19 protein-coding genes are annotated in these 22,607 nt (G+C 72.3%); 2 read left to right on the top strand and 17 right to left on the bottom strand.

The window, feature by feature from the left end; genetic code table 11:
• Positions 1 to 55: 55 nt before the first annotated feature.
• From ACLF5H_RS00095 to ACLF5H_RS00070, 6 genes are all read right to left on the bottom strand, one after another.
• Positions 56 to 724 carry a hydrolase gene (locus tag ACLF5H_RS00095; RefSeq protein ID WP_421673994.1) on the bottom strand — a complete coding sequence of 223 codons (669 nt, stop codon included), beginning with the start codon at positions 722 to 724 and terminating at the stop codon, positions 56 to 58.
• A gap of 73 nt (positions 725 to 797) precedes the next feature.
• Positions 798 to 1,787 (bottom strand): alpha/beta hydrolase, encoded by a 990-nt coding sequence (locus ACLF5H_RS00090; protein ID WP_421673993.1) that lies wholly within the window; start codon positions 1,785 to 1,787, stop codon positions 798 to 800.
• A gap of 43 nt (positions 1,788 to 1,830) precedes the next feature.
• Positions 1,831 to 2,565, bottom strand: coding sequence for a GPR1/FUN34/YaaH family transporter (locus ACLF5H_RS00085; RefSeq protein ID WP_421673992.1), 735 nt, complete (start codon positions 2,563 to 2,565; stop codon positions 1,831 to 1,833).
• A complete protein-coding gene (locus ACLF5H_RS00080) occupies positions 2,562 to 3,080 on the bottom strand; it encodes a DoxX family protein (RefSeq protein ID WP_421673991.1) in 519 nt (172 codons plus the stop codon). Before ACLF5H_RS00080 ends, ACLF5H_RS00085 begins: the two co-directional genes overlap by 4 nt.
• Before the next feature lie 18 nt (positions 3,081 to 3,098).
• Positions 3,099 to 5,030, bottom strand: coding sequence for an amidohydrolase (locus ACLF5H_RS00075; protein ID WP_421674212.1), 1,932 nt, complete (start codon positions 5,028 to 5,030; stop codon positions 3,099 to 3,101).
• A 182-nt stretch (positions 5,031 to 5,212) separates the two neighbouring features.
• Positions 5,213 to 6,283 carry a helix-turn-helix domain-containing protein gene (locus tag ACLF5H_RS00070; RefSeq protein ID WP_421673990.1) on the bottom strand — a complete coding sequence of 357 codons (1,071 nt, stop codon included), beginning with the start codon at positions 6,281 to 6,283 and terminating at the stop codon, positions 5,213 to 5,215.
• A gap of 176 nt (positions 6,284 to 6,459) precedes the next feature.
• On the opposite strand from ACLF5H_RS00070, the gene ACLF5H_RS00065 reads away from it, so the two are divergent.
• Positions 6,460 to 9,240 (top strand): ATP-binding protein, encoded by a 2,781-nt coding sequence (locus ACLF5H_RS00065; protein ID WP_421673989.1) that lies wholly within the window; start codon positions 6,460 to 6,462, stop codon positions 9,238 to 9,240.
• A gap of 18 nt (positions 9,241 to 9,258) precedes the next feature.
• Here the strand turns inward: ACLF5H_RS00065 and ACLF5H_RS00060 are convergent, their stop codons facing one another.
• From ACLF5H_RS00060 to ACLF5H_RS00010, 11 genes are all read right to left on the bottom strand, one after another.
• Complete coding sequence (locus ACLF5H_RS00060) at positions 9,259 to 10,188, bottom strand: VOC family protein (protein ID WP_421673988.1); 930 nt, start codon at positions 10,186 to 10,188, stop codon at positions 9,259 to 9,261.
• A 116-nt stretch (positions 10,189 to 10,304) separates the two neighbouring features.
• Positions 10,305 to 10,811, bottom strand: coding sequence for a DUF4234 domain-containing protein (locus tag ACLF5H_RS00055; protein WP_421673987.1), 507 nt, complete (start codon positions 10,809 to 10,811; stop codon positions 10,305 to 10,307).
• Between the two features lie 83 nt (positions 10,812 to 10,894).
• On the bottom strand, positions 10,895 to 12,118 hold the full coding sequence (locus ACLF5H_RS00050) for an MFS transporter (RefSeq protein WP_421673986.1): 1,224 nt from the start codon (positions 12,116 to 12,118) through the stop codon (positions 10,895 to 10,897).
• Positions 12,118 to 12,636, bottom strand: coding sequence for a GNAT family N-acetyltransferase (locus ACLF5H_RS00045; RefSeq protein ID WP_421673985.1), 519 nt, complete (start codon positions 12,634 to 12,636; stop codon positions 12,118 to 12,120). The genes ACLF5H_RS00050 and ACLF5H_RS00045 overlap by 1 nt, the downstream gene beginning before the upstream one ends.
• Before the next feature lies 1 nt (position 12,637).
• The gene (locus ACLF5H_RS00040) at positions 12,638 to 13,894 is read right to left on the bottom strand and encodes a type III PLP-dependent enzyme (protein WP_421673984.1); all 1,257 of its coding nucleotides are present in this window, start codon (positions 13,892 to 13,894) and stop codon (positions 12,638 to 12,640) included.
• On the bottom strand, positions 13,891 to 15,177 hold the full coding sequence (locus tag ACLF5H_RS00035) for a DUF6271 family protein (protein WP_421673983.1): 1,287 nt from the start codon (positions 15,175 to 15,177) through the stop codon (positions 13,891 to 13,893). Before ACLF5H_RS00035 ends, ACLF5H_RS00040 begins: the two co-directional genes overlap by 4 nt.
• Positions 15,174 to 16,205, bottom strand: coding sequence for a phytanoyl-CoA dioxygenase family protein (locus ACLF5H_RS00030; RefSeq protein ID WP_421673982.1), 1,032 nt, complete (start codon positions 16,203 to 16,205; stop codon positions 15,174 to 15,176). Before ACLF5H_RS00030 ends, ACLF5H_RS00035 begins: the two co-directional genes overlap by 4 nt.
• 566 nt (positions 16,206 to 16,771) lie before the next feature.
• Positions 16,772 to 18,259 carry a glycoside hydrolase family 3 protein gene (locus tag ACLF5H_RS00025; RefSeq protein WP_421673981.1) on the bottom strand — a complete coding sequence of 496 codons (1,488 nt, stop codon included), beginning with the start codon at positions 18,257 to 18,259 and terminating at the stop codon, positions 16,772 to 16,774.
• A 6-nt stretch (positions 18,260 to 18,265) separates the two neighbouring features.
• A complete protein-coding gene (locus ACLF5H_RS00020; RefSeq protein WP_421673980.1) occupies positions 18,266 to 19,096 on the bottom strand; it encodes a carbohydrate ABC transporter permease in 831 nt (276 codons plus the stop codon).
• Positions 19,093 to 20,091: a carbohydrate ABC transporter permease gene (locus ACLF5H_RS00015; protein ID WP_421673979.1), complete on the bottom strand. Its 999-nt coding sequence runs from the start codon at positions 20,089 to 20,091 to the stop codon at positions 19,093 to 19,095. Before ACLF5H_RS00015 ends, ACLF5H_RS00020 begins: the two co-directional genes overlap by 4 nt.
• Positions 20,092 to 20,202: 111 nt before the next feature.
• Positions 20,203 to 21,480: an extracellular solute-binding protein gene (locus ACLF5H_RS00010; protein ID WP_421673978.1), complete on the bottom strand. Its 1,278-nt coding sequence runs from the start codon at positions 21,478 to 21,480 to the stop codon at positions 20,203 to 20,205.
• A gap of 324 nt (positions 21,481 to 21,804) precedes the next feature.
• On the opposite strand from ACLF5H_RS00010, the gene ACLF5H_RS00005 reads away from it, so the two are divergent.
• Entirely contained in the window at positions 21,805 to 22,545 is a 741-nt protein-coding gene (locus ACLF5H_RS00005; RefSeq protein WP_421673977.1) for a GntR family transcriptional regulator, read from the top strand.
• The last annotated feature ends 62 nt before the right edge of the window (positions 22,546 to 22,607 follow it).

Below are 22,607 nucleotides of genomic sequence, written 5' to 3'. Positions count from 1 at the left end.
TCCGTCCGCGCAGGGGGTGATGACCGTCTGCGCAGGGACGGCGGGAGGGCGTACGTCAGCCCGCCGCGCCCTCGCCCAGGAAGTGCTTGGCGTACACCACGCCCATGCCGTACGCGCCGGCGTGCGCCTTCACGATCTCCATCACGCCGTCGTACGTGCCGGTGCGCGCCCAGTCCCGCTGGAGTTCCAGCAGCACCTGGACCCAGGTGACGGTGACCGCGCCCGCCTGGGTCATCCGCTGGAGGGCGTGCTCATGGGCGGCGGGGGTGACACCGCCGGAGGCGTCGGCGACGACGTACACCTCGTAGCCCTGGCCGAGCGCCGACAGCACCGGCAGGACCAGGCACACCTCGGTCCACAGGCCCGATATGACGATCTTACGGCGGCCGGTGGCGCGCACCGCCTCGACCAGGGCGCGGTCCTCCCAGGCGTTCATGCTGGTGCGGTCGATCAGCTTGTGGTCCGGGAAGACGTGCACGAGCTGCGGCAGCGCGGGGCCGGAGAACGACTCGGCGGCGACGGTCGTGATGATCGCCGGTACGTCGAAGAGGCGGGCCGCCTTGGCCAGGCCGACGGTGCTGTTGATGATGGCGGTGCGGTCCCCGCTGCCGGTGCCGAAGAACATCTGCGGCTGGTGGTCCACGAACAGGAACACACAGTTGTCGGGGGTCAGGAGGTCGGGGCTGGGCGCCGCGGTGACGGCGTCGAGGTCGAACTCGGGCATGGGGGCTCCTGGGGGGAAAGTGGTGGGAGGGGGTGGGTGGGGCGGCGCGGTCGTACGGTCGTATGAGGAGCCGTCAGGCGGCGTAGAGCGCCTTGCGCAGCGCGTTCACCGCGAGGGTGATCGCGGCCTCGGCCCCCTCGGTGGTGCGCAGGGCGTTCAGCATCACGAAGTCGTGGATGACGCCCTGGACGCGGACCGCGGTGACGGGCACCCCGGCCGAGCGGAGGCGGGCGGCGTACGCCTCGCCCTCGTCGCGCAGGACGTCGGCCTCCGCGGTGATGACGACCGCCGGCGGCAGGTCCCTGAGCTGCTCGACGCTCGCGCGCAGCGGGGACGCGGTGATCTCGGCCCGGTCCGCCTCGTCGGTGGTGTACTGGTCCCAGAACCACTTCATGCCGTCGCGGCGCAGGAAGTAGCCCTCGGCGAACAGCTGGTAGGACGGGGTGTCGAAGGCCGCGTTCGTGACGGGGTAGAAGAGGACCTGGAGGGCGAGTTCGACGTCGCCGCGCTCCTTGGCCAGCAGGGTGAGCGCCGCCGACATGTTGCCGCCGACCGAGTCACCGGCGACGGCGACGCGCGCCGCGTCCAGTCCCTTGGCGGCGCCGTCCCTGACCACCCATTGGGCGACCGTGTAGCTCTCCTCGATCGCGACGGGGTAGCGGGCCTCGGGCGAGCGGCTGTACTCGGGGAAGACGACCGCCGCGCGGGCCCCGACGGCCAGTTCCCGCACCAGGCGGTCATGGGTGTGCGCGTCGCCGAACACCCAGCCCGCGCCGTGGATGTAGAGGATCACCGGCAGCGGTCCCTGGTGTCCGGCCGGGCGCACGATCCGCGTCCGTACGGAGCCGGTGGGGCCGCCCTCGACGGTCACCCACTCCTCGTCGATCTCCGGCAGGGCGACGGCGCCGGACTGCACGTCGTCCACCGCCTTGCGGCCCTCCTCGACGGGAAGCTCGTAGAGGTAGGGCGGTTCGGCCGTGGCGGCGGCGAATTCCGCGGCCTCGGGCTCCAGGACCGGGCCGGCTCCGCTGCCGCCGTTCTGGCCATCGGGGGTCGAGGGCATCACAACTCACCTTTCGATGTTGGTCTGTGCGGGGTGCCGGGGATCAGAGTGTGCGGCGGACGCCCGCCTGGCGTTCCAAGTCCCGCAGTTGGACAGAGAGTTCGCCTTCGACGGCCTCGCCGGCCGGGCCCCGGCGTCCGACGAACAGGACCTCCTCGCCCTTCATGTCCTCCAGCATCAGCGCGAACGCGGCGAACATGGCCACCGCCGCGAGAACGAGGCCGAGAGCGCCGGAGACATAGCCGAGCCAGTGGGCGCCGGTGAGGTTGAAGACCCCGGCCGCGGCGAAGCGGGGCACCGCCGCGCACAGGACGAACCACATGACGCGCTTGCGATGGGCGACGGTCGCCATCAGCAGGGCGAAGAGCGCGAAGACCAGGTTGAGCAGGCCGAGCACCTGGGTGCCCTGGGGCGGGCCGAGGGCCAGGACCAGGGCGCTGGCGAGCCAGGTGCCCGAGAAGCAGGCCATCAGGGTGGCGGCGAGCACATCGCGGGCACCGAACGCCAGGATGCTGACGATCAGTTGGAGGACGAAGGCCGGGCAGATGGTCAGGGCCACGGCCCGGTGGGCGTCGTCCCCGAAGAGGCCGAGCTGCATGGTTCCGACGAGGACGGAGGCGATGGCCACGGCGAAGAAGCCGACCGGCATCGGGGAGGCGATGGGGCGCAGGTTGATGCGGGTCATCCGGCGCAGGTCGGGTTCGAAGTGGCGGCCCGGGGGGTCGGGCTGCCGCGTCTGCGTCAACTCGCTCTGCGGCGCGGGGGGTTCGGTGCTCATCGTGCCCTCTCGGGGATGGTCGGTGCGGACGCGGGCGGTCGGTGCAGGACCAGCCGGGTCAGCAGGCCGCTGCCCACGCCGACGGCCACGGCGAGCGGGGCCCACCACGACGGCCAGGGCGTCAGGCCGAGGGCGCGGTCCAGGGACCAGTCGCCGGGGCCGGTCGCGGAGAGGGCCGCGGCCACCACGACGAGGACGAGCGGATACTCGTACCCGTCGTTCTGCACCCAGAGCCCGTGGCGCCACTTGACGGTGAGCGCCACGGTCATGACGCCCATGGCGACGGCGGCGGCCAGTGGGGTGAGCAGTCCGGCGGCCAGGAACAGGCCGGAGCCCACCTGGCCCGCACCGGCGGCGAGCGCGGTGAGGGCGCCGCCCCGGAAGCCGTCACCCCTGAACTCCTCGATGCCGCCGCGCAGTCCGTGCCCGCCGAGACAAGGGGTGGTCTTCTGGATGCCGTGCCCGGCGATCAGCAGTCCGGCGAACAGGCGCAGGACGAGCAGTCCGATGGTCATGGGAGGGCGCTCCTCGCCTCAGAGGTCGAAACAGGGGTCGAAGGCGGGGGCCGCCCCGTCGGTCCGGGGGCCGGGCAGGGTGCCGCGGGCCGCCCGCCACCCGCGGTGCTCCTCGGACTCGGCGACCGCGTCCACGACGTCGGACGCCTGCCGGGCCCCAGACCACCCGCCGGGCCCCGGCGCCCAGGGTGACCGAGATGTCCACGGTGTCCGGGGGGTGGCCTGGTAGCCGCCGAAGCGGGCGACCGGGCTCCAGTCGGGGGTGACGGGTTCCAGGTCCTCGGCGAGACCCTCGTACTCGGCCGCCGCGTGGACGATCCGGCCGCCGACGACCGTGAGGACGGACTCGATGTGCGGGATGTCCTCGGCCGGGACGGTGAGGTAGTCGTCGGACAGGATCGCGAGGTCGCCGAAACAGCCCTCCCGCAGGATGCCCTTCACCTCGTCCTCGCCGGTGAGGCGGGCGCCGCCGCGGGTGTACAGCTCCAGCGCCTTCTCGCGGGTCAGCAGATGGCCGCGCGGATAGAGGGCGAGACCGCCGACGGTGCGGCCGGTGACGAGCCAGTGCAGCGCGACCCAGGGGTTGTACGAGGAGACCCGGGTGGCGTCGGTCCCGGCGGCGACGGTGAGTCCCTTGTCGAGCATGCGGCGCACCGGCGGGGTGCGGGTCGCGGCAGCCGTGCCGTAGCGGTCGACGAAGGCACGACCCTGGAAGGACATGCGGTTCTGCACGGAGAGCGCGCCGCCGAGCGCGGCGATCCGGTCCAGGCTCTCGTCGCTCGCGGTCTCGGCGTGGTCGAACAGCCAGCGGTTGCCGCCCGGGAACAGGCCCTCGGCGGCGAGGCGTTCGAGGACGGCGAGGTCGCGGCGGATCGTCTCGTCGTAGGTGGCGTGCAGCCGAAAGCCCCAGCCGTTCTCGGTGAGCAGGCGTACGGCGGTCTCGAACTCGGCCTCGTAGGCGGTGAGTTCGGGTCGCGGCTCGGCGAAGTTCTCGAAGTCGGCGGCGGCCCAGGTGAGGTTCTCGCCCGCGCCGTTGAGCCGCAGCCAGGAGTCGCCGTCCCCGGGGCGGACCGTGCGGATCCAGCGGGTGAGGTCCTCGATCTCCTGCCCGGCGGTCTGCGGGAACAGGTGGTACGCGATCCGCAGGGTCAGCTCACCGTCCCGGGCGAGGTCGATGACCGTACGGTAGTTGTCCGGGAAGTTCTGGAAGCCGCCGGCGGCGTCGACCGCGGAGGTCAGTCCGAACCGGTTCAGCTCGCGCAGGAAGTGCTTGGTGGAGACGCGCTGTTGGTCCGGTTCGAGCAGGGGTGCCTTGGCGAGCGTCGAGTAGAGGATGAGCGCGCTCGGCGCGGCGAGGAGGACGCCGGTGGGTGATCCGTCCCGGCCGCGTACGAACTGGCCGCCGGGCGGGTCGGGGGTCTCGGCGGTGAATCCGGCCGCCCGGACGGCGGCCCGGTTCATGAGGGCCGACTGGTAGAGGTGCAGGACGAACACCGGGGTGTCGGGGGCGGCGGCGTTCAACTCGGCGACGGTGGGCATGCGTCGCTCGGCGAACTGGTCCGCGGTCCAGCCGCCGACGACCCGGATCCACTGCCCCTTCGGGGTGCGTCCGGCCTGTTCCCTGAGCATGGCCAGCGCCTGGCGGAGCGAGGGCACGCCGTCCCAGCGTAGTTCGAGGACGTAGTTGAGGCCGCCGCGGATGACGTGCAGATGGGAGTCGTTCAGGCCCGGTACGACGCGTCGGCCCAGCGCGTCGACCACGCGGGTCGACGGCCCGACCAGGCGGGCGAGTTCGTGGTCGTCGCCGAGGGCGAGCACATCGCCGTTCCGGATGGCGAGGCCACGGGCCTCGGGGCGGGCCGGATCGCCGGTGTGGATCTTGGCGTTGCGGACGATCAGGTCGGCGGGTTCCTCGGCGTCCGTGGCGGGCACCACGCCCGAGACCGGCATGCTCGTCACGGCGTTCACCTCCGGTGAAGGGGTTGGGGGTTGGCGGGTTGGGGCTAAGGGGCCGGGGGCTGGGGGCTGGGGGCTCCAGGGGGTTCTCACCGTAGGAGCGGGAGGTGGGCGGGGGTTTGCCGACCGTGCAGAGGGGTTGTCCGGGGGTGAACATCCCCCGGGCGGCGGGGGGTTCAGGGCGTGGCCGAGAAGTTCCGGTGGTGCCGGTGGTCCGGCGCGGGCGGGGTGCTCGACCGGCGCCACTCGGTCGGCGACATGCCGTACGCGCGCCGGAACGCGCGGCTGAAGTGCGCCGCGCTGACGAACCCCCAGCGGTGCGCCACGGCGGAGACGGCCGGGGGGCGACCGCCGGCCCGGCCGAGTTCGCGCCGGCATTCCTCCAGGCGGCGCTGCTGGATCCAGCGGCCGAGGGTGGTGCCCTGGGTGGTGAAGAGGTGGTGGACATGGCGCACCGAGACGAAGTGGGCGGCGGCGACGGACCCCGGTGACAGACCGGGGTCGGCCAGGTGCTCGTCGACGTACCGTCTGATGCGGATGACCAGCGGATCCATGGTGGTGGGCGGCGCGGATCCGCCCGCGGGGTTGAGGCTGCGTTCGGTCACCAGGGTGGCGAGCAGGTCGGCGGTGTGGCCCGCCAGCCGTTCGGCGAGCCAGGGCGGGCACGGGCGTACGGTGGAGGCGAGGGAGCGGAGCATCGGGGACAGCAGCGCGGCCGCACCACCTTCGCGGGGCCGGATCGGCACCGAGACGATCCGCCGCAGGTCGGTCGCGGAGACCGCCAGCGCGCCTTGCGGCACCCGGAAGACATGCAGCCGGATGGGTTCGTCGTACGTCAACTGCCAGGGCTGTAAAGGGTCGTTGAGCATCATGTCCCCCGGCGTCAGTTCCGTGCTGCGGTCGCCCTGGGTGATGACGGCGGCGCCCGCGTCCTGCACGCTGAGCACGACGGTGCCGGGGCCCGGCGGGCCGCTCGGCCAGCGATGCCGATCCGCTCCGGAGTCCGACGCGTCCCGCCGCCGTTCCGCCCCCGGGTGCGGTCCGCCGGCCGACGGGTCAGGCCCGTAGGCAGCCGAGCCCGGTCCGTAGGCCGCCGGGTCCGGTCCGTAGTCCACCGAGCCCGGTCCGTAGTCCGACGGGCCCGGTCCGTCGCCTGCCGGATCCGTCCCCCGTCCGTCGTCCGGCTCGCGTACGAGCGTGGCGACCTGGAGGAACCCGAGACCCGAAGTGCGCACGTCCGACGCCATGTTGCCCACCTTCATGCCCGTACCCGGCCCGCCCGGGCCGCGTCATCACCCTGCCTTCGCGCGGTGGGCCGTGAATCAGGGAAAGTCCCCAGTCGTCGGGGGCGGCCACCCCAGTGGAGCGGTGCGGCGGGTTCGGTGAGAGGGAGGTGAACCCCGAGGTCCGCTAGGGTTCGATCATGCTCTTGTACGATCGGGGGACCGAGCGAGCCGCCTTGGACGACTTGCTCGCCAGGGCGCGCGAGGGCCTCAGCGGCGTCGTCGTCCTGCGCGGCGGTGCCGGCATCGGCAAGACGGCTCTGCTGGAGTACGCGGCCGCCCGCGCCACCGGCTTCCGGGTCAGCCAGGTCGCCGGGGTCGAGGTCGAACAGGAACTGGGCTTCGCCGCCCTCCACCGACTGCTGCTCCCCTTCCTCGGGTGCCGCGACCGGCTGCCCGGGCCGCAACGGGACGCTCTGGAAACCGCGTTCGGGATGAGCGCGGCCCCGCCTCCCGACCGTTTCCTCGTCGGGCTGGCCGCCCTGACCCTGCTCGCCGACGCCGCCGCCGAGCAGCCGTCGCTCATCGTCTGCGACGACGCCCAGTGGGTGGACCGGGAGTCGCTCGACGTCCTCGCGTTCGTCAGCCGCAGGCTGCACGCGGACGCCATCGTGATGCTGTTCGGCGTCCGCGAGACCGACGTACCGCGCGCCCCCTTCGGCGGTCTCCCCGAACTGGAACTCGCCGGGCTGCCGGACCCGGACGCGCTGGCGCTGCTCACGGCCGAGGTGGACGGGGGCATCGACCGGGTGGTGGCCCGGCGGATCCTCACCGAGACGGCGGGAAACCCCCTGGCCATCCAGGAGTTGGCCCGGTCCGTCGCGGCCGGTGAGCTGACCGAGGGCGAGCCGCTGCCGCTGGACCGCCGGGTGGAGGCGCGGTTCCTGGCCCAGGTGCGGGGGCTGCCGCCGCTGGTCCGCACCGTCCTGCTGACCGCCGCGGCCGAGCCCACCGGGGACGCCGGCCTGGTGCGCCGTGCCGTACAGCGGCTGCGGCCCGCCACGGACGACGAGGTGGCCCAGGCGTTCGAGGACGCGCGGCGGATGGATCTGCTGGCGGAACGGGGCGGTGACGGTGCCCGGCGCGCGGAGTCGGCCGCCGATCGCGGGCCCGACGGTACGGCGCACTTCCGGCACCCCCTGATCCGGTCCGCCGTCTACGGTGGTGCGCCCCGCCTCGAACGGCGGCGCGTGCACGCCGCGTTGGCCGCTGAGCTGGACCGTCCCGCCCAGGCGGAGCGGCGCGCCTGGCATCGGGCCGCCGCCTCCCACGGTCCCGACGAGGCGGTCGCCGCCGAGCTGGAGGCGTGCGCGGCACGGGCCCGCGAGCACGGCGGGTATCTCGCCCAGGCGGCCTTTCTGCAACGCGCCGCCGAGCTCTCCCCGGAGGGCGTCACCCGCGATCTGCGCCTGCTCGCGGCCTGCGCGGCGGCGCTGACGGCCGGTGCGCCCTACCGGGCCGAGCAGCTGCTTGAGATGCTGTCGCCGGATCACGGCTTACCCCGACTCGACGCGCACGCAAGGCGGTTGCAGGGTCTGATCTCCGTGCTGCTCGGCCGGGACGATGCCGCGGAGAGTCTGCTGGGGGCCGCGCGCATCCTGCTGGAGACGGATCCGCGGACCGCCCATGACGCCCTGCTGGAGGCCATCGACGCGGTGTCCGTGGCCGGTCGCACACGGCCCGGAGCGGCTGCTTCGGACATCGCCCGCAGCGCGCTCGACGCCCCCGCGCTCCCGGGCGAGCCGGGCGTCGCCGATCTGCTGCTGGCCGGACACGCGACGCTGATCGCCGTGGACCATCGGGCCGCCGCGCCGATCCTGTGCGACGCGCTGACCGCGATGCAGGCCGACCGGGCGGAGTTCACGGACGCCGCCCGGTGGATCCTGCTCGGGATGATCGGCGCGATCGAGCTGTGGGACCTCGACACGCTGGGTGCCTGCGCCCTGCGGTACGCCGCCGCGGCCCGGGGACAGGGCGCCCTGCGGATGCTTCAGGTGGCGGCGCACGCGCTGGCGACCTGGGAGTTGTTCCGGGGGAACCTGTCGGCGGCCGAGGAGCACTTCGCCGAGTTCAAGGACGTCTCGGAGGCGACCGGCGCGGATCCCCGGCGTTCGCATCCGAGCGATGTGATGCTGCACGCCTGGCGGGGTGACGAGGAACGCACCCGCGCGGCCGTGGCGGCCCAGGTGGGCCCCGATCCCGGTCGCGCGGGCGGCATCCAGGTCCAACTGGCGCGCTGCGCGCTGACGTTGCTCGAACTCGGGCGCTGTCACTACCGGGCCGCGCAGGCCGCCGCGGGGACGGTCTTCGAGCAGGACCCGCCGCACTTCGGGGGTCTCGCCCTGGCGGACCTGGTCGAGGCCGCCGTACGCAACGACGACCACGACATGGCCGAGCGGGCGCTGGCCAGGCTCGCCGAACGGGCGGTGGCGAGCGGCACCCCGTGGGCGCTGGGCCTGCTGGCCCGCGCGCGGGCGCTGCTGGCGGCCGACGCGGAGCCCCTGTTCGAGGAGGCCCTCGCGCACCTCGTCCCCTCCGGGCTGGCCCCCGAGGTGGCGCGCACCCGTCTGCTGTACGGCGAGTGGCTGCGCCGGCGCCGCCGTCGGCAGGAGGCCCGGCATCAACTCCGCGCGGCTCATGAGCAGTTCGTCCGCATGGGGGCGGCCGCCTTCGCCGAGCGGGCCCGGCTGGAGCTGACCGCGACGGGCGGTCGTACCGCTGTGCGTGCCCCCGACAGCGGCCCCGGGCTCACCCCGCAGGAGGCGCGGGTGGCCCGGCTGGCGGCGGAGGGGGCGACCAACCAGGAGATCGCGGCGGCGTTGTTCCTCAGCGCCAGCACGGTCGAGTACCACCTGGCCAAGGTCTTCCGGAAGCTGGGCATCGGCTCGCGCCGCAGGCTCCGCGAGGTGCTGCCGCCCTGACGCCACGCGCGGCGCGCCTCAGCCGTCGCTGCCCTGGTGCAGCTCGGCGACGTACCCGCCGGGGAATCGCACCATGGCGCTCCGCCGTCCGCCCGAGGCGTAGGGCCCCCACAGCACCTCGGCCCCCGTCGCTTCGGCCCTGCTCAGGGTGGCGGCGAGATCCCGCACCGCGTATCCGGTGACCTCGCGCCCGAACGGGTAGGGCAGATGGCCGTCGGTGACGCTGACGACGGTGTTCCCGAACGTCGACCGGATGGCGATCCGCCGGTACGTCCGCCCGTCCAGCCCCAGCTCCCCGCCGTCCGCCACCCGCCGGTCGGAGACGATCCGGCCGCCGGTGAACCGCAGGTAGGAGCCGAGGAATTGGCCGACGGAGTCGGGGGTCAGGTAGATGCGGTTGTCCGGCACGGATTCCAGGGCCGGGTACGACGGCGGCGTGGTGTGCCAGTACAGCTGCGCGTCGATCCCGCCGGGGAACTGCACGACCGCGTCCCGCCCGATGGGGTCGTCGAACGGCGCGACGACGACCTGCGCCCCGCTCCCCCGGGCCGCCCGCACCCCCTTGTCGAGGTCGGTCACGAGCCACCCCGTCCGCTCGGCCCCGAACGGATACGGCACCGGCGTCTGGAACCCGAACACGGACAGCGTGCCGACGGGCGAGAACACCAGCTCCGACGCGGTCTTGCTGGGCGTCGGCGTGACGGTCGTGACGACCTTGGCCGTATGCGTCCCGCCGAAGGCGGCCTGCCAGCTGTCGACGAACGCGTCCATCTCGCCCGGGGCGACATACACATGCGTGCTGTCGTACTGCGCCCCGACCGCGACGCTCTCGGTCCTCCCCCCGCTCCCCCGCGCCTGCCCCTGCGCCGACGACGGCGCCCCGGCCCCCAGGGTGCTCAGCACCACGAGCAACGCGGGCACCATCCATGCCGTGACTCTGCGCTTCATCGCCGTTCCTCCGGGTCGGGGCCGTGTGGAACGAAACGTAGTGCGCGGGGAGTTGGGGGATGGTGCGGGCAGTGACGGGGTGTTGACCGAGCGCGCACGGTGGGCCCGGTTCGCGGTCAGGCGGCCAGCGGCACCCCGGCGCCCGGCTCGACGCCCGGGTAGGCGGCGACGACCAGGTTGAGCTGGCGCTGCATGTACCAGACGTTCAGACCGAAGACGAAGGTCAGCCACATGCTCACGGCGGGGCTGCAGGTCACCGGCAGGCCGGCGGCGCGCTGGGCGTTCGCGATGGCCTTGCCGGTGTTGTAGAAGGAGACCAGCGGCGCCACCAGGGTCCAGCTCAAGAAGAGCAGGACCAGCATGCTGCCCGCGGGGTTGAGGGTCCGGCGCCGGTCGAACTCCTGCATCTCCCGGTGGATGTTGTAGTACCAGACCAGCTGGTAGATCCCGAGCGTGATGAGGGGCAGGCCCAGCCATACGGCGACGGGTCCGCGCCGCTTCATCGCCACGCCCGTGAGACCGGGCGCGACGGGGACCCCTGCGGCGCCGTGCGCGAGCGCGCCGCCCGCCGGGAACGGGGCGCTCCGGCCGGCATCGACGGTGGTGGGCTTGATCTCGTCCATAGGGCGGGCTCCATTGGCTGAATTCTGCGGTCAGGCCGAGGAGCATGACAGGAAGTGAAGGACCTGTGAAGACAGTTGGCGATTCAACGAAGAGTCGTCACATCTTTGTGATCCGGGGCGGTCCGGAGCGTTTCCCGCTCCGGGGTACGGCGGAGGTTCCAGGGGATCCAGGTCGCGGTGACGGTGACCGCGAGGGCCGAGGCGGCGACCACGGCCATACCCAGGGTGAGGCCGCCCGCCGTGGCCACGAAGCCGATCAGGGCGGGGCCGGCCAGCAGGCCCGTGGTGCCCATGGCGGCGACCAACGACAGTGCGTCGGAACCGCGTTCGGCGGCGGCGACGTACACGCACGGGGTGATGGCGGCCGCGCCGAGGCCGACGCAGGCGAAGCCGAGGAGCGTCGCGGGCACCCCGCCGGCCAGCAGCGCGAGCCCCAGTCCGACGGCGGCGAGCGCGCTGCCCGCCCGCACCACCGGGCCGTCGCCCCAGCGGTCGCGCCAGCGGTCGGCGCAGGCGCGGGCCAGGAGCATCGTCGCGGAGACCACCGCGATGCCCAGCGGGGCGACCGTCGAGGACGCCTTGACGGAGTCCTTGAGGTAGAGGGTCGACCAGTCGTTCATCGCGCCCTCAGTGATGGTGCCGAAGGTCATGGCGGCGCCCATGAGGAGGGTCAGGCCGGAGGGGAGGGACCAGCGTCGTCTGCCTCGGCTCTCCGCCGCTGTCGTCGCCGTCTCCGTCGGCGCCGGGGCGTCGGGGAGCAGGCCCCGGCGGGCGCACACCGGCAGGAGCAGCAACACCGCTCCGGCCACGGTGAAATGGACCGGGACGGACTGCGTCAGGCTGGTGACGCCGGAGGTCAGCAGGGCCGCCGTGAGCAGGCCCGCGCTGAAGGTGGCGTGGAGCTGGGACATCGCCGTGCGGTCGTACGAGGACTCCAGCGCGGCGCCCTGCGCGTTCATCGCGACGTTGAGGCAGCCGACGGCGACTCCGTCGGCGCAGACCGCGAGGAGGGCCAGGGGGTAGTTCGGTACGACCGACAGCGCGGCCAGGACGACGATCAGGGCCAGCGCCGAGGCGAGCGACAGGGTGCGTGAGCCGAGGCGCCGCATCAGCACCGCGACCAGCGGGAACGCGGCGGCCGCGCCCGCGCCGCAGGCCATCAGGAGCAGACCCACTTCCCCGGCTCCCAGGTCGAGGCGGGTCTTCAGCGCGGGGAGGCGGGAGACCCAGGTGCCGTACTGGAAGCCGAGGAAGCAGAACAGGGCCGCGATCGACCACTTCGCGCGGGAGAAGGAGGGGGTGGGCATCAGGGCGTCCTCAGCGCTTCGCGGGGCAGACGGGCCGACATGTAGAGGGCGTCGGTGCCATAGGCCGACGGGACCGGGGTCTCGGGGTGGGGCGCGTACCCGTTCGCCCGCCAGAAGGTCTCCTTGCCGGCCACGGCGATCAGCGAGACCGTCTCGAAGCCGCGGTCCCGTGCCGTCTCGGTGACATGGCGGACCAGGCGGGTGCCCAGCCCCTTGCGGCGCAGCGGGGCGCTGACGACCAGGTCGTGCAGATGGAGGTTGGTGGTGATGTGGCGGGTGTGCTCGGGGCGGGTCGGGTCCGGGCAGTGCGGGCGGGGGTAGGGCAACGTGAGGGTGTAGCCCGCCAGTCGGCCGTCCACGGTGAGGGCGAAGCAGGTGGCGGGTGAGGCGGCGGCCCGGGAGCGCAGCAGGTGCTCGCCCTCGGCGAGGGAGAGGTGCGCGTACGCCTCGTGTTCGAGGGCGGCGAGCGCGGGCCAGTCGGGGGCCGCTATCTCCCGGATGCGTATGTGGTCGTTCATTTCAAGGCCGTTCATGGTCTGGGGAGTTGTGCGCGCGTACGCAGACGCAGGGCAGCGGGCCGAAGCCGTTGAAGCCGCCGGTGGTGTAACTCGTGGCGTAGGCACCGGCGGAGAGGATCCACACCGGGTCGCCGGAGGCGAGGGATCGGGGGATGCGGACCGGGTGCAGGCCGGCGCCGTAGGCGTCGTCGCTGTCGCAGGTCGGTCCCGCGACGATCGCCGGTACCGTCTCCCCCGCGTCCGGCTGTCCGGGGAAGACCATGTGGTGGGTCAACTGGTCCATCTCGTACAGGCCGTTGAACTTGCCGCAGCTGAGGTAGAGCCAGTGCGCGTCCGCGCCGTCCGGGCCGCGGCGGTGGGTGAGGCGGGCGACATGGGCGCGGACGGCGCCGTGGTCGGCGACCAGATGGCGGCCGGGTTCCATGACGAAGGTGACGGGGGCGAGGGCGCGCAGCCGGTCCATGCCCTCGCGGAGCACGGCGAAGATCTTGTCCAGGGGCGGATCGAGGGGGTCGCCGTGGCGGTCCCGGTAGCCGAGCGCGGGCAGTCCGCCGCCGAGGTTGATGTGGTCCGGTACGATCCCCCGCCCGGCCAGCGCCGTCAGGGTCTCGGCGAGCAGGTCGAGGGCGGCCTGCCAGCCCTCGGCGGTCATCTGCTGGGAGCCGACGTGCACGGACAGACCGGCGGGGGTGAGGCCGGCCGAACGGGCCGTGTCCAGGATGCGTACGGCGTCCTCGGGGGCGCAGCCGAATTTGCGGTTCAGGCCCCACAGGGCGCCCTCGCCGCTGGTGGCGAGGCGGCAGAACACGCGGGCGCCGGGGGCGTGCCGGGCGATGGCGGTGACGTCCTCGACGCTGTCGGTGGCGAAGGTGCGGATGCCCTGGCGGTGGGCCTCGGCGATGTCGTGGTCGGACTTGATGGTGTTGCCGTAGTGGACGCGGCTCGGGTCGACGCCGGTGCGGAGGGCTTGCGCTATCTCGGCGGGGCTCGCGGCGTCGAAGCCGGCGCCGCGCGCCGCCAGGCAGTGGAGGACGTCGTCGACGGGGCAGGCTTTGAGGGCGAAGCGGATGTCGGTGGCGGGGAGTTCGGCGCGCAGGGCGTCGTACTGGTGCTCTATGCCGGTGAGGTTGTAGACGATGCGGTCGGTGGTGGCGGCGGTGAGTTCGTCCACGGGGGTGCCGGGGGGCGTTGCCGGGCGGGTGCGGGTCCGGTGGGGCTGGGCGCGCGGGTTCCCGCGCTCCTTCGGGGCGGTGTTCATGTGCGGGTCGCTTCGATCAGTGCGGGCCAGGCGTCGATCAGGTCCGCGTAGGCCGATATGTCCGAGCCGGCCTCGGTCAGCAACTGGTCGCGTTCGTCGTCCAGTTGCTCGGCGAACTCCGCGTATCTGCCGCCCAGTTTGCGGTAGGACGCGTCCAGGCGGTCCAGGCGCCAGAGGTTCTCGGCGGGGTCCAGGGTGGTGCTCGCGCGGAGGAACTCGGTGATCCGGTCGGGGCGGACCCGGTCGTCGTCGTCCAGGAGGGCGGGGCCGGTGGCGGTCATGCGGTCGTAGACATGGTGGAAGTAGTGCATCGACAGCAGGAACTTCACGAAGCGGCGCTGGTAGGCGGGGAAGCCGGTGGGGGTGCGGCGTTCGGGGGTGTGGAAGTTCTCGATGTGCCGGTTGTGCAGGATGCCAGGCAGCGTGGCGTCGTGGACCAGGTGGAGCAGGAAGTAGTCGCTGCCGATGGTGTCCGTGGCGGGCGGCAGCGGGACGCGTTCGTAGACGGCCCGGTCGAAGGCGATGTTGCACATGTCGACGCGCATCGGGTCGACCAGGGTGAGGGTCGAGCGGTCGCCGGTGAACGGGGCGGTGCCCGCGCCCGTGAAGGACTCGGCGACCAGGTCCCGTTTGCGCTCCTCCGGCCAGTCGATGGGCGCCCAGAGGCTGACCACGTCGTGGTAGACGGCCGGATCGAGGCGGCGCATCTCGGCGATGTCCACGGAGAGTTCGCCGATGAAGGAGGCGCCCACCAGGGAGACCGGGCGCCGGGCGTGGGCCGGGTCGAGGTCGGTGCGCAGTCCGGCGGCCGTCGCCTCGGCGGCGGGGCGGCCCAGCCAGGGCAGTTCGTGGTGGATGGGGAACACCGGTTGCCCGGCGTGGAGTTGGTAGGTGCTGTCCGAGTCCCTGCGGTGCAGGGAACGGCAGCCGAGCGCGGCGGCGAACAGGAACGCGCGGTTGGTGCAGGCGCCGTAGGAGACGGCGGGCGGGAGCAGCAGATCGAGGAGACCGGCGGAAAGGCCCGCGGTGTCGATCAACTCGCTCAGGCGGGTGCGCTGTTGGTCCTCGTCCAGGTGGTGGACGGTCACCTGGGCGACCTCGGGGAGCGCGGCGAGCACCCGCAGGTGGTCGGCGCGGGTGTCGGCGTCGGCGGAGTCCAGGATCAGGAGATGGACGTCCACGTCGAAGTGGCGGACCGCGTAGGCGGCCTCCTGGTGCAGGGCGGTGATCGTCGCGGGGCAGGCGCGGTTGGTGGGCAGGCAGAGGCAGACGCGGTGCTTCACTTGGCGTCGCCTCCGCCGGTCCAGGAGTCCAGGCCCAGCAACTTGCGGCCCAGTGAGTTGAGTTCGGCCGGGCCGTAGCGCTCCGCCTCGGGGCGCCCTGCGTCGCCGAGGAGGGTGCCGTTCCAGTCGGGGGTGGCCAGGGTGCGCCAGGAGTGCACGCGGGAGTCGCGCAGGGCGGTGTGCTCCTCCAGGGCGGGCATCATCGACAGGTACTGGACGGCCCGGACCCCGCGCTCCGAGTGGTTCGGGGCGACGCCATGGGCGAGCAGCCCGTTGAAGATGAGCAGGTCACCGGCCTGGAGGTCGGGGCGGACCACGGGGAACTCGGTGCGGTCGGCGTTCGGGCGGATCGGGTCGCGGCCGGGTGGCTGGGCCAGGCGCCATTCCTCGAAGCGGCGGAAGAGTTCGGGGGCGCACTGGAAGCCGCCGAGCTCGGGGCGGGTGTCGTTCAGCGCGATGATGCCCTGCACGCGCTGGGGCAGCACGGCGAGGGTGGTGTCCACGTCCCAGTGCAGATCGATGTCGAAGCCCTCGCTGGTGGGTTCGATCAGTGAGCGTGAACGGGTGCCGGTGTTGGGCGGGTTGAGGTTGAGGCGGTCCAGGGTGACCCACAGCTCCTCGCAGTCCCAGACGTCCACGAAGGCGTCGTAGACCCGCTGGTTCTGCCGGCTGTCCCACAGGAGCTGGTGGTGGTACGACTCGACGAAGCCGTAGATGAAAAGGTGCTGGTCGAGTTCGGAGCGGAACTCGGGCTGCTCGTACCAGGTGTCCGGGCGGTCCGGGTCCAGGCCCTGGAACTCCCAGGCGAAGTCCAGGAGTTGCTTGGCCTCGCCGGGGGTGATGGCCTCGCGGACGACGACGTAGCCGTAACGCTGCCAGAACGCGAAGTCCGCTGCCGAAAGCACCCTCAGCGGGCGGGACTTCTCGATGTCGCGCAACGGGGTCGGGGTGAGGTAGGTCTCGCCGTCGGCGCTGAAGTAGGGGCGGCCGGAAGCCGCGCGGTGGAGGTAGGGGGCTGGTGTCTGCATGCGAGCACTCCGAGGTGACGGATGTGGGTGGCGGTGAGACATGTGCCGGTGGCATACGCCGGGGCGTGGAGGGTTCTTGACGGGGTGGGGATGGCCTCGGCACGGGAGAGGGTGCGGGCGCGGTGCGGCTTGTCGTGCCCCGCGGCGGGGCCGCATATCGAGGACGGCACCGCGCCTCTGCGGGGCGCGGACAGCGCCGGGGTGGGTGGGCTCGGCCCTGCCGGGTTGGGCCGAGCACACCCCGCTTCGGATGGGGGCCGGGCCGGACGAAGAAGGGGCGGTCAGGCCCGCGAGGGCCGCTGGGACGGTCCCGTCAGGGCGCCCGGGCGCCCAGGGTTGACCCGGTCGGCACGGAGGACGCCCGGCACGGGCCCGGTCCGGGTCGGGTGGGCCCGTCCCCGTCCCCGTCGGCGCGGGCCCCCCGCCCCCGCTCCCGCGGTCCCCCGCCGCGACGTACGCGCACCGCGCCGTCCCGACCCCGACCCCGCCCCGTCCCGCCCGCCGTAGGCCCCCCCCGGACCTACCCCAGCCGGAACACCGGGCCCCCGGCCCCTCGTGCTTTCCGCTCAGCCCTTGACGACGGCCTCCGCCGCCGCGACGCCGCACACTCTCGCGGCGCCGTACGTGGCGATGTGCACGGCCCCTCTCGGTGGCGCCTGGGGCAGGCCCATTTCCACGACAACGGTGTCAGGGCGGGCGGCGAGGAGGGTGTCGAGGGCGGAGCGCATCCAGTCGTGGCGGTGTTCGTCGCGGACGACGGCGACGATCCGGCGGTCACCGGCGGCGGCGAGGGCGAGGGTGCCCGCGTCCGTGCCGGTGAAGGAGCCGTCCGTGCTGCCGGGCACCAGCCGCCTCAGCTCGTCGGTGACGCCCCAGGGGGTCTGGTCGCCGACGGCGATGTTGGGCTCGGGGTTGAACTGGGCGACGTAGACAGGCGAGTTGACGGGTACGGCGGCCCCGGCGCGGGTCACTCTCAGCGCCCGGCGCGCGGCCGTCAGGCCGATCTGCGGTGCCGGTTCGGTGCGGGCCGCGTCGCCGCGCGCGCCGGCCGTCCAGCGGGCCAGCTCCCGGACCCGGGCGGCCGCGTCGGCGAGCCGTTCCTCGGGCAGTTCGCCGGAGCGTACGGCGGCCACGAGCGCGTCCCGCAGGCCGAGCACCGTGCCCTCGTCGCACAGTCCGCCGCCCACGCAGATCGCGTCGGCGCCGGCCGCGATGGCGAGGACCACACCGTGTTCCAGGCCGTAGGTGCCGGAGATGGCGCGCATCTCCATGCCGTCGGTGACGATCAGGCCCTGGTAGCCGAGTTCCTCGCGCAGCAGCTCGGTGAGGATGCGGCGGGAGAGGGTGCCGGGGCGGTCGGGGTCCAGGGCCGGGACGAGGATGTGCGCGCTCATGACGGCCCGGGTGCCGGCGGCGATCGCCGCGCGGAACGGGGGCAGTTCGCGCGCGAAGAGGGTCTCGGCGTCGACATCGATACGGGGTACGGCGTGGTGGGAGTCGATGTTGGTGTCGCCGTGGCCCGGGAAGTGCTTGGTGCAGGCGGCGACGCCGGTGGACTGCAGGCCCTCGACCCAGGCGGCGGTGTGCCGGGCGACGAGGTCGGTGGCGGCGCCGAAGGAGCGGACGCCGATGACCGGGTTGTCGGCGTTGGCGTTGACGTCGGCGGACGGCGCCCAGTCGAAGTTGACGCCGCAGGCGGCCAGGCGGCGGCCCAGCTCGCGGGAGACGGCGCGGGTGAGATCGGGGTCGTCGACGGCGCCGAGGGCGTGGTTGCCCGGGAAGGACGAGCCGGTGCGCACATCGAGGCGGGTGACGTCGCCGCTCTCCTCGTCGATGGCGATCAGGAGGTCGTCCCGCTCGGCATGCAACTGGGCAGTCAGGGAGGTGACTTGGTTCTCGGTGACGACGTTGCGGCCGAACAGGGCGACGGAGGCGAGGCCCTCACCGAGGCGGCGGCGCACCCAGTCGGGGGCGGTGGTGCCGTCGAAGCCGGGTTGCAGCACCGCGAGGGCGTCGCGGGTCAGGGTGTCCGGGCCGGTGGCGAGTGTGGTCATCTGGCGTCATCCCTTCACGGCGCCGTCGGTCAGACCGCTGACAGCCTTGCGTTGCAGGAAGATGAAGAGGATCAGGATGGGCAGCGCGAACAGGGACGAGGCGGCCATGGTGGCGCCCCAGTCGTCGCCGAACGCGGTCTGGAACTGCGACAGCCACAGCGGCAGGGTCTGCTTCTCGATGTCCTTGTTGAGGATCAGGACCAGCGGGAACTCGTTCCAGGCGGTGATGAACCCGAACAGCGAGGTGGCCATGAGGCCGGGCGCGAGCAGCGGGAAGATCACCTTGCGGAAGGCCTGGAGGCGGGTGCAGCCGTCGACCATCGCCGACTCCTCCAGCTCCTTCGGCACCGCGGCGATGTAGCCGCGCAGCGTCAGGACGGTGAGGGGCAACACCATCATCGCGTAGAAGACGGTGAGCGGGACCAGGCTGTTCAGCATGTCGCCGTCGCGCACGATCATGTAGATGGCGATGATCATGACCTCCCAGGGGGCCATCTGCGCCAGCATGAAGGTGACGATGAACCCGCGCCGCCCCTTGAACCGCATCCGGGCGAGCGCGAAGGCGGCGAACAGGGCGATGACGAGCGACAGCAGGACCGAACAGAGCGTCACGGTCACGGAGTTGGCGACCAGGGTCCAGAAGTGGTCGGCGTGGACGGCCCGGTCGAAGTGGCTGAAGGTGAAGTGCCTCGGGAACCAGACCGGGTTGTCGGTGATGATGTCGCCGGTCGGCTTGAAGGCCGTGGCGAACATCCAGTAGACGGGGAACACGAGGCCGACGAAGAGGACGACGGCGGTCGCGTTGGGCCAGATACGGCCGAAGAGCGAGCGCTTCACAGCTCGTCCTCCTCTTGCTTGAGCACCATGCGCAGGTAGTACGAGGTGATGACGAGCAGGACCAGGATGGTGAGGAAGGAGATCGCCGCGCCGACCCCGAAGTGCTGGTTTCCGACGCCCTCGACGTAGGCGTAGATCGGCAGGGTCTCGGTGAGGCGGTCGGGGCCGCCCTCGTTCATGGCGAAGACCTGCGGGAACGCCTTGAAGACCCAGATGACTTCGAGGAAGGTCGTGGAGTAGAGGAAGGGGCGCAGGAAGGGCAGGGTCACGGAGGTGAAGCTCTGCCAGGCGCCGGCGCCGTCCAGGGAGGCGGCCTCGTACAGCTCCTTGGGGATGGTGGTCGTCGCGGCGTAGAGGTTGATCGCGACGAACGGGATCGACTGCCACACGATGAGCAGGACGATCACCGAGAAGGTGGAGAGCTGGCTGCCCAGCCAGTTGTAGTCGGCCATCGAGTGCCAACCCAGCTTGTCCAGGACCCAGTTGACAACGCCGAAGCGCTGGGCGAACAGCCACTGGTAGACGGTGGTGGCCGCGATGACGGGCATGGCCCAGGCGAGGACGAGGCCCGCGAGCAGGGTGAGGCGCATCTTCTTGCCGAGGCGGGCCAGCAGCAGTCCGACCAGGGTGCCGATCAGCATGATCAGGACGACGTTGACGGCGGTGAACAGGACCGAGCGTTCGACGACCTTCCAGAAGTCCGAACCGGTCAGGACCTGCTGGTAGTTGTGGAAGCCGTTCCACTCGGTGAGGTGCTGGATGAGCTGCCGCGGGTTGAGGTTCTGGAACGACAGCATGCCGTTCTTGACCAGCGGCCAGCCCAGCAGGACCAGTGTGGCCACCAGCGCGGGCAGCAGGAGGAGATAGGGGGTGGCGGCAAGGCGGGCCGCCGGGGACCGGGAGGCCCGGTCCGCACCGCGCGGCGGCGCCGGCGCCCGGCCCTTGCGGACAGCGGGCCCCCCGGCCGTGTCCGTGCCTTCGGTCTGCACTGACATGAGTCGTCGTCTCTTCCGTGGCCGTACGAAATCGTGTGCCCCGCCGGCGCCGAGGGGCGCGGGCGGCGCAGGTGTGCCGGGGGCGTCGCTGGGACGCCCCCGGCCGCGGGGTCAGTTCTGCTGGGCCAGACGCTGGTTGATCTCGCCCTCGACGTCCTTGGCGGCGGCGGCCGGGGCCTTACCGTTCAGCACGGCGGTCATGTACGACTTGATGGGGTTCGGGGTGTTCTCCACCGCGGCCCACTCGGGGATCAGCGGGGTGGTGCCGCCCACCGCGGCGCCCGGCGCCGCGGCCTCGGCGGCGGCGTTGCCCTTGAGGTTGCTCTCCAGGGACGTCTTGTTCGGGATGACGCCGCTGAGCTTGGCCAGTTCGCCCTCGTACTGGTCGGACAGGGCGACCTTCAGGAACTCCTTGGCCAGGGACTGCTTCTTGCTGTTCTGGGCGACCGCGAGGTTGGAGCCGCCGAGGAAGACGCCCTCGGGCTTGTCGGCGGTGGCGCCGGGGATGGTGAAGTAGCCGAGGTCCTTCTCGATGGACTTGTTGGCCTGGATGGCGGTGGCCGCCTCCCAGCCCATGCCGATGAAGGCGCCGGTCTTGCCCTTGGCGAAGACGGTGGCCTGCTGCGGGGTGGCCTCGTCCTTGTCCTTGGGGGCCTTGGAGTAGGCGGCGTACTTCTTGTAGATCTCCATGGCCGCGGCGACCTTGGGGTCCGCGAGGTTGGAGACGTACTTGTCGCCCTGCTTCTTCACCAGGTCGCCGCCCTGGCCGACGATCAGGCCGTCCAGGAAGTACCAGTTCTGACCGGGCAGGTAGATCGGCTCGGCGTCCGTCTTCTTGCCGATGGTGTCGAGGTCCTTGAGGAACTCGTCACGGGTCTTCGGCGTGGAGCTGATGCCGGCCTTGGCCCAGATCTTCTTGTTGTAGATGACGACGCGGTTGGCGAAGTACCAGGGGGCCGCGTACTGCTTGCCGTCGTAGACGGACGACTTGGAGACCGAGGCGGTCCAGTCGGCGCCGATGGACTGCTTGAGGTCGCCGAGGTCGGCGAGGCCGCCGGTGGACGCGTAGGCCGGGGTCTGCGTGTTGCCGACCTCCAGGACGTCCGGCGGGGTGTCCTCCGAGAGAGCGGTGGTGATCTTCTGCTGGATCCCGTCCCACTTCTGGATCTCGAACTTCACCTTGGCGCCGGTCTTCTTCTCGAAGGCGGCCTGCACGTCCTTGGTCCACTGCGGCGGCGCGGAGCCGTCCATGGTCCACACCGTCAGGGTCTGGCCCTTCCAGCTGCTGGGACCCGCGTCCTTGCTGTCCTTGCCGTCGTTTCCGCCACACGCCGCAACGGAGACCATCATGCCCGCGATCACGATCGCGGAAGCGAGCTTGCGCTTCACGCCACCCTCCTCAGGGATGCCACTCAACCCCCCACGCCCTCGGCGGTGACCTGCGTACGACGCTGTTGCACGTAGGGCTCGGGACCTGGCCACTAATGGTGTAGACCAGTACGGTGGAGCTTGGCCTAGACCTTTCGGGGTGTCAAGGGTGGTCCGGGAGCCGGGTTGAGGCCGTTACGAGAAAGTCACCGGAGCGCTTTCGTCCGCTTCGGATCCGCGCTCACGGTCGCGTCCGTCCCTTTCGCCCGGTCCGTTCAGTTGGACTAGACCATAGGGCACTTGGTCGCTATAACGGGAGCCCATCGACACAGCCGGAAGGCAGGCATGACCACCGACGTCAGCGGCGCGCGCGTGCCGAAGTACTACCGCATCAAGCAGCGGCTGCTCGCCATGACCGAGGCGCTCCAGCCCGGTGCGGCGGTGCCGGCGGAACGGGTGCTGGCCGAGCAGTTCGACACCTCCAGGACCACCGTGCGGCAGGCGCTCCAGGAGCTGGTCGGGGAGGGGCGGCTGGACCGGATCCAGGGCAAGGGCACGTTCGTGGCGCAGCCCAAGCTGTACCGGACGCTGCAACTCACCTCGCACACCGAGGACATGCGGGCGCAGGGGCTGTCGCCGGCCTCGCAGGTGCTCGATGTCGGGGAGGTACCGGCGGGCGAGCGGCTGGCGGGGCTGCTGGGGGTCGCCGCGGGGGAAAGGGTGCTGCGGATCGAGCGGCTGCGGCTCGCCAGCGGGGAGCCGATGGCGATCGAGACGACCCATCTGTCGGCGCGCCGGTTCCCGGGGCTGCGGGGGGTGCTGGCGTCGTGTCCGTCGCTGTACACGGCGCTGGCGGAGGTCTACGGGGTGCGGCTGTCGTCGGCGGACGAGACCATCGAGACCTCCCTGTCGACCCCCCGGGAGGCCGCACTGCTGGCCACGGACGTGGGCTTGCCGATGCTGCTGATGTCCCGGCACTCACGGGACGCGCAGGGAGCGCCGGTGGAGTGGGTGCGGTCCGTGTACCGGGGGTCGCGCTACAAGTTCGTGGCAACACTGCGACGACCGGCGGTCTGGGGGGCGTAGGGGCGGGGGTGCGGGGGGGGGCGGCGCGGGCGCGGCGCGGGCGCGGGGCACGGGCGCGGGGG

The organism is Streptomyces sp. LaBMicrA B280 (assembly GCF_049222185.1).
GTDB lineage: Bacteria > Actinomycetota > Actinomycetes > Streptomycetales > Streptomycetaceae > Streptomyces > Streptomyces murinus.
Note: the sequence above shows the minus strand (reverse complement) of the source record. Positions and strands in the feature narration are given on the sequence as shown.